We start from the raw sequence: 13,463 nt of genomic DNA on the forward strand, positions 1-13,463 counted from the left end.
GACGATCAGCGGGTGAAGCGCACCTCGGTGAGCGTCTCGCCGAGGAAGGGCTCGGTGTGGGTCGCGCCGTCGAGGGTGAAGCCGTTGCGCGTGTAGAAGCGGTGCGCGCGGGGGTTGTCGTCGGCGACCCAGAGGTAGAGCGGCTCGTCCTTCTCGACGGCCGCGTCGAACAGGCGCTGTCCGACGCCGGTGCCGTGATAGGCGTCGAGCAGGTAGATGAAGTAGAGCTCGCGGTTGCGCGGGGCGTCGCGGTCGCGCGCCGGGCCCGAACCGACGAAGCCGACGATCTCGCCGCCGACGAGCGCGACGAACATCTTGAACTCGGGGCCCTGGGCCGCCCAGTGCGTCCACAGCTCGGCGAGCCGCTTGGGGGACACGTTCTCGAGCGCGGCCTTGCTGATGAGGTGGTCGTAGGTCTCGTGCCAGCAGGTGGCGTGCACCCGGCCGAGAGCCTCGGCGTCGACGTCGCGAACGGGACGGACGACGGTGTCGGTCTGCGCTGAAGTGTCGGAGGTGGCTTCCATGGCCAGACTCTACGTCCGGGCAGGGCACGGACCAAATCGGCGCTATCCTCCCGCGCGGACCGTCACCGGGTTGTGGCTCATCGACAAAGCATTTCACGCTCCGACCGACGATTCCGCTAGTGTCCCGCGAGTGAATGTGTGGTGGCGGACCCTGCTGACGATCTGGCGCGCGAAGGCGATGCTGCGCCGAAACGGACCGATGTCGCCGCGAAGCGTCGGCCGCGTGCGGCTGCGCACCCTGCCCACCGACATCGACCTCCTGATGCACATGAACAACGGCCGCTACGCGTCGCTGTTCGACCTCGGCCGGTTCGATCTGCTCATCCGCACGGGGCTGTGGGATGCCATGAATTCCCGCGACTGGTACGCGGTGGTCGCGAGCGAGACCGTCACCTTCCGCAAGTCGCTCCAGCTCTGGCAGCGGTTCACCGTCGAGTCGCGCCTGTACGGCCACGACGACAAGGCGGTCTACCAGATTCACCGCGCCGTCGTCGACGGCGAGGTGTACGCCGAGATGATCGTGCGGGCGCGGTTCCTGCGCAAGACCGGCGGCGTCGTCAACACCGACGAGCTGTTCGCGGCGCTCGGCCGCCCCGACGACCTGCCGCCGCTGCCGGACTGGGTCGCCGACTGGGCCGTCGGCGCCGCGCTGCCCTCGACCAAGGCCCCCGCGCCGAGCACCTGGGACTGATCCTCACCCGCCGTCGGGAGGGCCGACGCGCGACGGCTCAGGCGGCGCCGAGCCCGTCGAAGGCGTCGGCGATCGCGTCACGCACGAGCCGGATGCCGGGTCGGCCGGCGCCCGACCGGCGCGAGGCGGCGAAGATCTCCCGGGCCGGGTCGCCCGGCAGCGCGCCGAGCGTCACGGGCGGGCGTGATCCGTTCCACAGCAGGTCGGGGAGCATCCCGACCGCGTGCCCGGAGGCGATGAGCGCGACGTGCGCGCCGAGGTCGGCGAGGGAGAAGCGCACGTCGGGCTCGAACCCCGCCGCGCGGCACTGCTGCACGGCCCACTCCCGCGCGGCGGTGCCGACCGGCTCCATCACCCAGGCCCGGTCGGCGAGGTCGCCGAGCGGGCCGGCCGCGCCTCGCGTGGCGAGCCGGAGCGGATCGAGGCCGAGGGTGTGGCGCTCGAGGTCGGGGCGGTGCGCGCGGGTGAGCCCCGGATACTGCTCCGCGATCGCGAGGTCGAACCCGCGCGCGGACAGCTCGAACAGCCCCTCCTCGGGCGGCACTTCGGCCAGCTCCACGCGCAGCATCGGGGCGCGCTCGGCGAGGAGCGTCAGCGCGGTCGGCACGATGGTGCGCGCCGCCGTCTGCAGCACCGCCAACCGCACGGGGGCGATGCTCGGCTGCAGCCGTTCGAGCTCGGCGCGCATCTCCTCGTCGGCGTCGAGGGCGCGCGCGGCGTGCGCGGCGAGGGCCGCCCCCTGCTCGGTGAGGCGCACGCGCCGCCCGTCGGGCACGAGCAGGGCGATGCCGGCGTCGCGCTCGAGCTGGGCGAGCTGCTGCGAGATCGTCGAGGGGCTGTAGGAGAGCGCGTCGGCGACCGCCGCGAGGGTGCCGCGCAGCGACAGCTCGTGCAGCAGTCGGAGCCGTCTCAGCTCGAACACGCCGTCCCTCCGCTCTCGCCGCGCCTCATGTGAGCCGCACGGCGACGACGCCTAGGCATCCATCGATGAAGTCGAACGATATCCATCATGGATCATCGCTTTTGTCGAACTATACGCGTGCCGCATGCTGATCGGATGACGACAGTGCAGGCTGGAGATGTGACCATCGACGACGCCCTCCCCGACCTCACCGACCAGGCGATCGCGCTCGCCGAGCGCTGGGTCGCCGAAGCGGCCGACGTGCAGGCCGATCCGGCCGCCGAGCGGCTCGCGGGCGTGCTGAAAGACCCGAACGGTCTGCCCTTCACGATCGGGTTCGTCGACGGCGTCATGCGTCCCGAGTCGCGCAGCGCCGCGGCATCCAACCTGCAGCGCGTCGCGCCCCTCGTGCCGGAGTTCCTGCCCTGGTACCTGCGCGCCGCCGTCCGCACCGGCGGCGCCCTCGCGCCCGTGCTGCCGACGCCCGTCGTGCCGATCGCGCGGCGCGTGCTGCGCGAGATGGTCGGCCACCTCGTCGTCGACGCGCGGCCCGACAAGCTCGGTCCGGCGCTCGCGAAGATCCGCGAGTCGGGGGCGCGGCTCAACCTCAACCTGCTCGGCGAGGCGGTGCTCGGCGAGCACGAGGCGCTGCGCCGCCTCGAGGGCATCCACGAGCTCATCCGCCGCGACGATGTCGACTACGTCTCGGTGAAGGTCTCGGCGATCGCGAGCCACATCTCGATGTGGGCTTTCGAGGAGACGGTCGACACCGTCGTCGAGCGTCTGCTGCCGCTCTACCTCACCGCCGCCGGCCGCGGCGGCACGGCGCCGACCTTCATCAACCTCGACATGGAGGAGTACCGCGACCTCGACCTCACGATCGCGGTGTTCACGCGCATCCTCGAAGACCCCCGGCTGCAGCAGCTCGAGGCGGGCATCGTGCTGCAGGCCTACCTGCCCGACGCGCTGCCGGCCCTCCGCCGCCTCACCGAATGGGCGGCCGAGCGCGTCGACGCCGGCGGCGCGCGCATCAAGGTGCGTCTCGTCAAGGGCGCGAACCTCGCGATGGAGCGGGTGGATGCCACGATGCACGGCTGGGAGCTCGCGACGCACGCGTCGAAGCTCGACACGGATGCCTCGTACCTGCGCTGCCTCGACGAGGGGCTGCGCCCCGAGCACACCCGCGCCGTGCGGATCGGGGTCGCCGGTCACAACCTCTTCGACATCGCCTACGCGTGGCTGCTCGCCGGCGAGCGGGGCGTCCGCGCCGACGTCGAGATCGAGATGCTGCTCGGCATGGCGCAGGGCCAGGTCGAGGCCGTCACCCGCGACGTGGGACACGTGCTGCTCTACGTGCCGGTCGTGCGCCCCGACGAGTTCGACGTCGCGATCAGCTACCTCGTGCGCCGGCTCGAGGAGAACGCGTCGAGCGAGAACTTCCTCTCCGCCGCGTTCGACCTCGCGGTCGACCCGGCGATGTTCGCCCGCGAGCGCGACCGGTTCGTCGCGTCGCTCGAGCGCGCCGCCGACGACACCCTGCCCGCGAGCCCGCGCCGCCGCCAGGACCGCGCCGCCGGGGCTGGGGAGGAACCCGCCGACGCATCCGCCGCGCCCGAGGCCACGACCCGCGACGCCGCCGACACCGACGACGTCGACGACGCCGACCTGACCCAGGTCGTGCTCGGCATCGCCCGCGGCGGCGAGGGCGACGACTCCGCCCGGGCGCAGGTGTTCGGCGGCGAGGAGTTCGTCGACACGGCCGTCTTCGCCGGTCGCGAGGCGCTGGGATCGGCGAAGGGCGGCGCGGCGGGCTTCGCCAACACCCCCGACTCCGACCCGGCCCTCCCCGCCAACCGCGTCTGGGCGAGCGAGATTCTGGCGCGCATCGAGACGTCCGCGGCCGGCGACGCGACGATCGCCGCTGCGCGGATCGACTCCGACGGCGACCTCGAAGAGACCGTCCAGCGCGTGCGCACCGCCGCGAGCGCGTGGGGCCAGACTCCCGCCGCCGAGCGCGCCGCCGTGCTGCAGGCCGCGGCCCGCGCCCTGGAGGCCCGCCGCGGCGAGCTGATCGAGGTCGCGGCGTCCGAGACCGGCAAGGTCTTCGCCGAGGCCGACGTCGAGATCAGCGAAGCCGTCGACTTCGCGAACTACTACGCCGCCACCGCGCGGGAGCTCGACCGCGTGCCCGGCGCCGTGTTCGTGCCGGCGCGCCTGACGGTCGTCACCCCGCCGTGGAACTTCCCGATCGCGATCCCCGCCGGCGGCGTGCTGGCGGCACTCGCCGCGGGGTCGGGCGTCGTGTTCAAGCCGGCGCCGCAGGCGCGCCGCTGCGCCGCCGTCGTCGCCGAGGCGATCTGGCAGGCGTTCGACGAGGCCGGCGTCTCCCGCGATGTGCTCGCGCTGGTCGACATCGACGAGGGCGGCCTCGGGCAGCAGCTCGTCGCGCACGACGACGTCGACCGCGTCATCCTCACCGGCTCGTGGGACACCGCGGCGCTCTTCCGCTCGTGGCGGCCCGAGCTGCCGCTGCTGGCCGAGACGAGCGGGAAGAACGCCATGATCGTCATGCCGTCGGCAGACCTCGACCTCGCGGCATCCGACCTCGTCAAGAGCGCGTTCGGCCACGCCGGCCAGAAGTGCTCGGCCGCGTCGCTCGCGATCCTCGTCGGCCCGGTCGCGCGCTCGGAGCGCTTCGCGCGGCAGCTCGTGGATGCCACGCGGTCGCTCCGCGTCGGCACGCCGGCCGACCCGCGCACCGAGGTCGGCCCGGTCGTCGAGCCGCCCCGCGGCAAGCTCGCCTGGGCGCTCACGGAGCTCGAAGAGGGCGAGCAGTGGCTCGTCGCTCCGGAGGAGATCGACGACGTGGCGCCCGAGTACGCCGGGCGGCTGTGGCGGCCCGGCATCCGCGTGGGCGTGCGCCCGGGCTCGCGCACGCACCTCGAGGAGTTCTTCGGACCGATGCTCGGCGTCATGCACGCCGCCTCGCTGGAGGAGGCGATCGAGCTGCAGAACGCCGTCGCCTACGGACTCACCGCGGGGCTCTACACGCAGGACCCCGACGACCTCGCCCGGTGGCTCGACGGCGTCGAGGCGGGCAACCTCTACGTCAACCGCGGCATCACCGGCGCGATCGTGCAGCGGCAGCCGTTCGGCGGCTGGAAGCGCTCGTCGGTCGGCGCGGGCACCAAGGCGGGCGGCCCGAACTACCTGATCGGACTCGGCTCGTGGCGCTCCGCCACGGGCGGTGCGCCCTCGTCGACGCTGCACCTGCGCGGGCTCGACACCCGCATCACCTCGCTCATCGAGGCCGCCCAGCCCTCGCTCGACTACGAGGCGTTCGAGTGGCTGCGCCGCGGCGCGCTCTCCGACGCCGTCGCGTGGGACCGCGAGTTCGGCCGCGTGCGCGACGTGTCGCAGCTGAAGGTCGAGCGGAACCTGTTCCGCTACCGTGCCGTCGAGGTGGCGGTGCGGGCGACGAAGGATGCCTCGTGGCAGGCGCTGCTGCGGGTCGTGGTCGCGGGCGTGCGCGCGGGCGGCGGCTTCAGCCTGAGCGCCCCGGTGGGGCTTCCCGCGGCGGTGCGGCGCGCGCTCGGCGACCTCGACGTGCCGGTGTACCTCGAGACCGACGACGAGTGGATCGAGCGCGTGCGCGCGGCGGGCACCTCGCGCGTGCGGATCATCGGCGCCGAGGAGTCGGTCGCCGCGGCCCGCACCGCGCTCGCCGACGCGACCGGCGGCGACCCCGACATCGCGGTGTACGCGAACGAGGTGACCACGGCGGGACGGATCGAGCTGCTGCCCTTCCTGCACGAGCAGGCGATCTCGATCACGGCGCACCGGTTCGGCAACCCCGACCCGTGGAGCGAAGCGGTCATCTGATCCCCCGTCGTCCGGGCCGGAGAGAAACAAGTTATCTTTCTGGTCTCGGGAGCCCTCGCGAGTAACGATGTGAGTGGCGCATCTGGGGAGCGCCGACGGAGACCGGTGTCAGCACGACGCTGATTCAGTCGCTGCGGGCACTCAAATCCTGTGGGCACGCAGTGACGTTGGTCTGGCCGTCAATTGACACGCCGGGGGGAGTGTCGCTCTGGGGTTGGGGGATTCACTCGACCCCAGAGCTCCCGCCCCCGTCGCCGCTGTCATCGTCCCCGCTGTCGCCGTCCGTGACGGGCGTCATGAACTCGTTGACGAGGGCCCGCACGCCGAGCGCGAACAGCGTCCAGTCGCCCTCGGGCACCTCGTCGCCCACCGCCGCCGTGACGCGGGGATGGTCGATCCCCTCCAGGGCGCGCACCGCGAAGCCCTCGCCCATCGCCGCCATCGCCTCGGTGAAGTCGGCCACCGTCAGAGGCGCCTTCATCCGGAGCCCGTACGCCTCCATCAGCGAGGCGTAGAACTCCGCGAACGCGGCGATCGATTCGCGGTGGCGCTGCCGGCTGGCATCCTTCAGCTCCGGCCACGTCTGCGCCGTCGTGCGCAGCGCCAGCGAGATGAGGAACAGCTGGGCGTCCAGTGCGTCGGCGGGGTCGTCGGTGTCGACGGCGGCGGTGCGCACGTGCGCCTCGGCCGCGGCGCGGATGACGTCGTCGCCGTCCGCGCCGGCCGCCACCAGTTCGCCGACGGCGGCGCGCGCATAGTCGGTCGGCCCGCTCAGGCGCAGCCGCACCATCGCGACGGCGAGGTCGCGCTGATAGTCGTTCTGATCGGCCCACAGCCGGTAGGCGGCGCCCGTGGTGAGCCCCGCGTGCCGCAGCACGTCCTGCAGCCGGATGTGCTGCACCCCCGCCGACACCCCGCGCTCGAGCAGCATCTGCATCCCGACCCGCAGCAGCAGTGCCCGGGTCTCGTCCCCTGTTCTTCTCCCCATGGAAAAGAAATCTACTCACCGGTGCTCGTCGACGGCAGGGCCGACTCTGGCACAATGGATCCCGGCGTGCCCGCCCGACCTTTCCTCTCCGCCCCGTCGGAACGAGTCGAAGCGCCGACGGGCCTCTGGACAGCGTCCGCCGCCCTTCGAAGACCAAGGAATCGAGGAGCGAGATGTCCCTTTCGTCCGCACCCGCCGCGCAGGCCGCACCCGCGGCCCCGGCTCGCATCGCCCAGCACCGCCGCTACCTGATGTGCCGCCCCGAGCACTTCACGGTGAGCTACCGGATCAACCCGTGGATGGAGCCCGCCAAGCCCACCGACACCGCCAAAGCGCTGGCGCAATGGCAGACGCTCTACGACACGTATGTCGCGCTCGGTCACGAGGTCGAGCTCATCGACCCCGTCCCGGGCCTGCCCGACATGGTCTACACCGCCAACGGCGGCTTCATCGTCGACGGGCGCGCGCTCGGCGTGCGCTTCCGCGTCGACGAGCGCCGCGGCGAGGAGCGTCCGTTCATGGACTGGTTCGCCGCGCACGGCTTCGACGTGGTCGAGCCCGTCTCGGTGCAGGAGGGCGAGGGCGACTTCCTCCTCGTCGGCGACACGATCCTCGCCGGCACCGGATTCCGCTCGACCGGCGACAGCCACGCCGAGGTCGCGGGAGTCTTCGGCCGCGAGGTCGTCTCGCTGCGCCTCATCGACCCGCGGTTCTACCACCTCGACACCGCCATCTCGGTGCTCGACCCGGTCGAGGGTCCGGGCGGCGTGGAGAAGGCGAACATCGCCTACCTGCCCAGCGCGTTCGACGAGCCCTCGCTCGCCGTGCTGCGGGAGCGCTACCCTGACGCGATCGAGGTGTCGGATGCCGACGGTGCCGTGTTCGGCCTCAACTCGGCATCCGACGGCTACAACGTCTTCATCTCGCCGCGCGCGACGGGCTTCGAAGCCCAGTTGCGGGAGCGCGGCTACCACCCCGTGCTCGTCGACCTGTCGGAGCTGCTGCTCGGCGGCGGCGGGATCAAGTGCTGCACGCTCGAACTGCGAGGAAAGCGATGACCACGACCACCTCCCCTGCCGACGCCCTCACCGGCGAGCTGATCGCCGCCGAGAACGCGCACGTCGCGCACAACTACCACCCGCTGCCGGTCGTCGTCGCTCGCGGCGAGGGCGCGTGGGTGACCGACATCGAGGGCAAGCGGTACCTCGACCTGCTGTCGGCGTACTCCGCGCTGAACTTCGGGCACCGCCACCCCGCGCTCGTCGCCGCCGCGACCGAGCAGCTCGGCCGCGTCACGCTCACCAGCCGCGCGTTCCACAACGACCGGCTCGGACCGTTCGCCGACGCCCTCGCGGCGCTCTGCGGCAAAGACATGGTGCTGCCGATGAACACCGGCGCCGAGGCCGTCGAGACGGGCATCAAGCTCGCCCGCGCCTGGGCCTACCGCGTCAAGGGCGTGCCGGAGGGCGCGGCCTCGATCGTCGTCGCCGACGGCAACTTCCACGGGCGCACGACGACGATCGTCGGCTTCAGCGACGACCCGCAGGCACGCGAGGACTTCGGGCCGTTCGCGCCCGGGTTCGTCTCGGTGCCGTACGGGGATGCCGAGGCCATCGCCGCGGCGATCGACGAGAACACCGCCGCCGTGCTCGTCGAGCCGATCCAGGGCGAGGCGGGCGTCGTGATCCCGCCCGAGGGCTACCTGCGCGCGATCCGCGAGATCTGCGACGAGCGGGGCGTGCTGTTCATCGCCGACGAGATCCAGTCGGGCCTCGCCCGGGTCGGCACGACGTTCGCGTGCGACCGCGAGGGCGTCGTGCCCGACGTGTACCTCCTCGGAAAGGCCCTCGGCGGAGGCATCCTGCCCCTCTCCGCCGTCGTCGCCGACGCCGATGTGCTCGGGGTCATCCGCCCCGGCGAGCACGGCTCGACGTTCGGGGGCAACCCGCTCGCCTGCGCCGTCGGACTGCGGGTGGTCGAGATGCTCGCCTCGGGCGAGTTCCAGACCCGCGCGCAGGCGCTCGGCGAGCACCTCGCCGCCTCCCTCGACGCCCTCATCGGCCACGGCGTCACCGCGACGCGCGTCGCGGGCCTGTGGGCCGGCGTCGACATCGACCCGGCGTTCGGCACCGGGCGCGAGATCGCCGAGAAGCTCCTCCACCGCGGCGTGCTCGTGAAGGACACCCACGGCCAGACGATCCGCATCGCGCCGCCGCTCGTCGTGCGCGCCACCGAGCTCGACTGGGCCGTCGAGCAGCTCCGCCTCGTCCTCGCCGGCTGACGCCGCCTGAGACCTGGATGCCGGGGCATCCGTCACACTCACGAAACACGTCGCCGACTAGTGTCGAAGGATGGGTGATCTGTTCGACGGCTACGGCTCCACGCTGGCGCCGCGCAAGACCGCGTCGGGCGTGCCGCCGTTCGACGAGATGTTCGAGGCGCCCGAGCACGCTGCCGACGGGGGAGCGTCGCGCGAGGCGTACCGGGAGCTGCATCAGGCGCTCGCCCGCCTCACGCAGGAGGAGCTGCGCGGGCGCTCCGAGTCGCTCGCCAGCTCGTACCTCGCACAGGGCGTCACGTTCGACTTCGCCGGCGAGGAGCGGCCGTTCCCGCTCGACGCGGTGCCGCGCGTCATCGCGTACGACGAGTGGGCGCGCGTCGAGAAGGGCGTGCAGCAGCGCGTGAAGGCACTCGAGGCGTTCCTCGACGACGCGTACGGCCGCCAGTACTGCGTCCGTGACGGCGTGCTGCCGGCGGCGCTCATCGCCAGCTCGCAGTACTTCTACCGCCAGGCGGCGGGCATCCACTCCGCCAACGGCGTGCGCATCCAGGTCGCCGGCATCGACCTGATCCGCGACGAGCACGGCGAGATGCGGGTGCTCGAAGACAACGTGCGCGTGCCCTCCGGCGTCAGCTACGTCATCTCGAACCGCCGCGTCATGGCGCAGACCCTGCCCGAGCTGTTCCACTCGATGCGCGTGCAGCCGGTCGGCGACTACCCGAACAAGCTGCTCCAGGCGCTGCGGAACGCCGCGCCGCCCGGCGTCGACGACCCGAACGTCGTCGTGCTGACACCGGGCGTCTACAACTCGGCCTACTTCGAGCACACGCTGCTCGCCCGCCTCATGGGTGTCGAGCTCGTCGAGGGGCGCGACCTGCAGTGCATGGGCGGCAAGGTGTTCATGCGCACGACGCGCGGCCCCAAGCGGGTCGATGTCATCTACCGCCGGGTCGACGACGACTTCCTCGACCCGCTGCAGTTCCGTGCCGACTCGATGCTGGGCGCCCCCGGCCTCATGCTCGCGGCGCGCCTGGGCAACGTCACGATCGCCAACGCCGTCGGCAACGGCGTCGCCGACGACAAGCTGCTCTACACGTACGTTCCCGACCTCATCCGCTACTACCTCGCCGAAGACCCGATCCTGAAGAACGTCGACACGTGGCGGCTCGAAGAGCCCGACGCGCTCGAAGAGGTGCTCGACCGGCTCGACGAGCTCGTCGTCAAACCGGTCGACGGCTCGGGCGGCAAGGGGCTCGTCGTCGGACCGGATGCCTCGCCCGCCGAGCTCGAGAAGCTCCGCAAGAAGCTCATCGCCGACCCCCGCGGCTGGATCGCGCAGCCGGTCGTGATGCTCTCGACGATCCCGACACTCGTCGAAGACGGCATGCGCCCGCGGCACGCCGACCTCCGCCCCTTCGCCGTCAACAACGGCGATGAGGTGTGGGTGCTGCCCGGCGGCCTCACCCGCGTCGCCCTCCCCGAGGGACAGCTCGTGGTGAACTCGTCGCAGGGCGGCGGGTCGAAGGACACCTGGATCGTCGGGGGCGACGCACCGCGCCGCGGACCGCGCGAGCTGCAGGAGCCCGGCGGGCTCGCGGGGCTCGTCGCCGACCAGGCATCCGTCACGCAGGCGATCCCGATCATCTACGACGCGCAGGGGCCGCTCGCCACCGCCCCGTCGACGCCGGGGCCGCTCACCGAGCAGCAGGAGCAGCAGCAGCAGTCCGGCGCCGCCGGCGCGACGCCCTCGCGAGGTGCCGCATGCTGAGCCGCATCGCCGAGTCGCTCTTCTGGATCGGGCGCTACATCGAGCGCGCCGACGGCACCGCGCGCATCCTCGACGTGCACCTGCAGCTCCTCCTCGAAGACCCCTGGATCGAGGAGGACACCGCGTGCCGCTCGATCATGGGCGTCATGGGCTCGGTGCCGCCCCGTGACGACGTGCGCGTCACCCGCGGCGACGTGCTCACGAGCCTCGCCATCGACCGCACCAACCCGTCGAGCATCGCCTACGCCGTGCAGTCGGCCCGCGAGAACGCGCGCCGGGCCCGCGAGATCGTGTCGACGGAGCTGTGGGAGACGCTGAACACGACGTATTCACGGACGCCTCGGCGCATCAACAACGAGAAGGCGCACGAGTTCTTCCAGTGGGTGCGCGAGCGGTCGGCGCTCGCCGTCGGCGTCACCGACTCGTCGACGAGCCGTGACGAGGCCTGGCAGTTCCTGACGCTCGGGCGCGCGATCGAGCGCACCGACATGACCGCGCGGCTGCTCGCGACGCGGGCGCTGACCGAGGCATCCGGCCCGTCCTGGACGACGATCCTCCGCTCCTGCGGCGCCTACGAGGCGTATCTGCGCACCTACCGCGGCATGCCGAGCGCGGCCAATGCGGCCGAGTTCCTGCTGCTCGACCGGCTGTTCCCGCGGTCGGTGATCCACTCGATCACCGTCGCGGAGAACTGCATGAGCGCGATCGACCCCGTCGCCGACCGCGTCGGGCACTCGAACACCGTGCTGCGGGCGCTCGGCCGCATCCGCAACGACCTCGAGTACCGGCCGATCGAGGAGATCCTGCGCGACCTGCCCGAGCACATGGAGCAGGTGCAGAAGGTGACCCGCGAGGCGTCGGAGGCGATCCGCGACCGGTTCTTCCCCACGCACGCCGAGCCCAGCTGGATCGGAGAGACCTCATGACCCCTCGACAGGCGGAGGCGGCGCGCGCCGCCGGCGGGCGGGTGAGCCGGCGATGATGCGACTGCGGATCGAGCACGCGACCGGGTTCCGCTACCCGGGCGACGTGGGCGCGTCGTACAACGAGGCGCGCATGCTGCCCGGATCGACCGATGCGCAGTTCGTGCTGAGCTCGCAGCTGGAGATCGACCCGTCGACCAGCGTGAACTACTACACCGACTACTTCGGCACGCGGGTCGCCGCGTTCGACGTGCTCGCCGGCCACAGCGCGCTCGACATCACCGCCCGCTCGCTCGTCGAGGTGCGCCCGCGGCCGGTCGAGTTCCCCGACATCGGCTGGGATCGCCTCGAGCGGGAGAGCGCCCGCGCGATCGAGACGGTCGAGATGCTCGGCCAGTCGGGGCGCACCGAGCCGCACCCCGAGGTGGCCGAGATCGCCCACTCGATCGCGGGGCAGCACGACAACCCGGGGCGGGCCGCCCTCGCCATCGCGACCGCGATCGGCGACGCGGTGGAGTACATGCCCGGCATCACAGGAGTGCACTCGACCGGCGCCGAGGCGTGGGTGGAGCGGAAGGGCGTCTGTCAGGACATCACCCACATCACCCTCGGGGCGCTCCGCGAAGTCGGCATCCCCGCGCGCTACGTGTCGGGATACCTGCACCCGAGCATCCACCCCGAGGTCGGGGTCGGCGTCACCGGCGAGTCGCACGCGTGGGTGGAGTGGTTCACGGGTGACTGGGAGGGCTTCGACCCGACCAACCGGGTCGAGATCGGCGACCGGCACGTGCTCGTCGGCCGGGGCCGCGACTACAACGACGTGCCGCCGTTGCGCGGTGTCTACGCCGGTCCCTACAAGAGCGACCTGCACGTGCAGGTGACGATCACCCGCGAGGCGTAGGCGCGGGCGCCCGTAGACTCGCGCTATGGGATCGGGATGGCGCGCGTCGCAGAAGGCGAGCCGTCGCGCCGACCTGCTGCGGGCGGCCGCGAGCCTGTTCGCTGAGCGCGGGTTCGCCGCGGTGTCCACCGTGGAGCTCGGGGATGCCGTGGGCATGAGTGGGCCCGCGCTGTATAACTACGTCCGCAGCAAGGACGAGCTGCTGCAGGAGCTGCTGCAGGGCGCGAGCGAGCAGCTCGTCGCGGGGGCACGGGACATCCTCGGCGGCGACCTATCTGCACACGCGACGCTCGTCGCGCTCATCGGCTTCTACATCGACTTCGCCACGAGCGAGCCCGACATCATCCGCATCCAGGACCGCGAGCTCGCCCAGCTGCCGGTGGAGGTCAACCGTCGCGTGCGCGGGCTGCAGCGGGAGTACGTGCAGATCTGGGACGGCGTGCTCGCCCGAGTCTGCCCCGACCTCACCGAGCCCGAGCGTCAGGTGCGCCTGCTCGGCACCTTCGGACTGCTGAACTCGACGCCGTACTCCGCGCCCGCCACGCAGGCGGACGCCGGCCGGATCCTCGCGGCCATGGCGCTGCGCGCGCTCGTCGAGGGGTAG

Annotated in this window: 11 protein-coding genes; 8 read left to right on the plus strand and 3 right to left on the minus strand. The window is 72.1% G+C overall.

Features of this window, described 5'->3' with window-relative positions; genetic code table 11:
• Positions 1–5: 5 nt before the first annotated feature.
• Entirely contained in the window at positions 6–524 is a 519-nt protein-coding gene (locus FHX68_RS10870) for a GNAT family N-acetyltransferase (protein WP_141380341.1), read from the minus strand.
• A 130-nt stretch (positions 525–654) separates the two neighbouring features.
• Between FHX68_RS10870 and FHX68_RS10875 the strand changes: the two genes are divergently transcribed.
• Positions 655–1,215 (plus strand): acyl-CoA thioesterase, encoded by a 561-nt coding sequence (locus FHX68_RS10875; RefSeq protein ID WP_141380342.1) that lies wholly within the window; start codon positions 655–657, stop codon positions 1,213–1,215.
• 37 nt (positions 1,216–1,252) lie between these two features.
• Here the strand turns inward: FHX68_RS10875 and FHX68_RS10880 are convergent, their stop codons facing one another.
• Positions 1,253–2,137, minus strand: a complete 885-nt coding sequence (locus FHX68_RS10880) for a LysR family transcriptional regulator (RefSeq protein ID WP_141380343.1) — start codon at positions 2,135–2,137, stop codon at positions 1,253–1,255.
• Between the two features lie 135 nt (positions 2,138–2,272).
• On the opposite strand from FHX68_RS10880, the gene FHX68_RS10885 reads away from it, so the two are divergent.
• Positions 2,273–5,998, plus strand: a complete 3,726-nt coding sequence (locus tag FHX68_RS10885; protein ID WP_141380344.1) for a proline dehydrogenase family protein — start codon at positions 2,273–2,275, stop codon at positions 5,996–5,998.
• 223 nt (positions 5,999–6,221) lie between these two features.
• Here FHX68_RS10885 and FHX68_RS10890 read toward each other — a convergent pair whose 3' ends face one another.
• Positions 6,222–6,986 carry a hypothetical protein gene (locus FHX68_RS10890; protein ID WP_174799112.1) on the minus strand — a complete coding sequence of 255 codons (765 nt, stop codon included), beginning with the start codon at positions 6,984–6,986 and terminating at the stop codon, positions 6,222–6,224.
• A gap of 173 nt (positions 6,987–7,159) precedes the next feature.
• Between FHX68_RS10890 and ddaH the strand changes: the two genes are divergently transcribed.
• From ddaH to FHX68_RS10920, 6 genes are all read left to right on the plus strand, one after another.
• A complete protein-coding gene (gene ddaH / locus FHX68_RS10895; protein WP_141380345.1) occupies positions 7,160–8,044 on the plus strand; it encodes a dimethylargininase in 885 nt (294 codons plus the stop codon).
• Positions 8,041–9,267, plus strand: coding sequence for an ornithine--oxo-acid transaminase (gene rocD, locus FHX68_RS10900; RefSeq protein ID WP_141380346.1), 1,227 nt, complete (start codon positions 8,041–8,043; stop codon positions 9,265–9,267). The genes ddaH and rocD overlap by 4 nt, the downstream gene beginning before the upstream one ends.
• Positions 9,268–9,337: 70 nt before the next feature.
• Entirely contained in the window at positions 9,338–11,035 is a 1,698-nt protein-coding gene (locus tag FHX68_RS10905) for a circularly permuted type 2 ATP-grasp protein (RefSeq protein WP_141380347.1), read from the plus strand.
• Complete coding sequence (locus tag FHX68_RS10910; RefSeq protein ID WP_141380348.1) at positions 11,029–11,961, plus strand: alpha-E domain-containing protein; 933 nt, start codon at positions 11,029–11,031, stop codon at positions 11,959–11,961. The genes FHX68_RS10905 and FHX68_RS10910 overlap by 7 nt, the downstream gene beginning before the upstream one ends.
• 52 nt (positions 11,962–12,013) lie before the next feature.
• Positions 12,014–12,859 (plus strand): transglutaminase family protein, encoded by an 846-nt coding sequence (locus tag FHX68_RS10915; protein ID WP_141380349.1) that lies wholly within the window; start codon positions 12,014–12,016, stop codon positions 12,857–12,859.
• A gap of 25 nt (positions 12,860–12,884) precedes the next feature.
• Positions 12,885–13,463, plus strand: a complete 579-nt coding sequence (locus FHX68_RS10920; protein WP_141380350.1) for a TetR/AcrR family transcriptional regulator — start codon at positions 12,885–12,887, stop codon at positions 13,461–13,463.

Source organism: Microbacterium lacticum (assembly GCF_006716815.1).
Classification (GTDB): domain Bacteria; phylum Actinomycetota; class Actinomycetes; order Actinomycetales; family Microbacteriaceae; genus Microbacterium; species Microbacterium lacticum.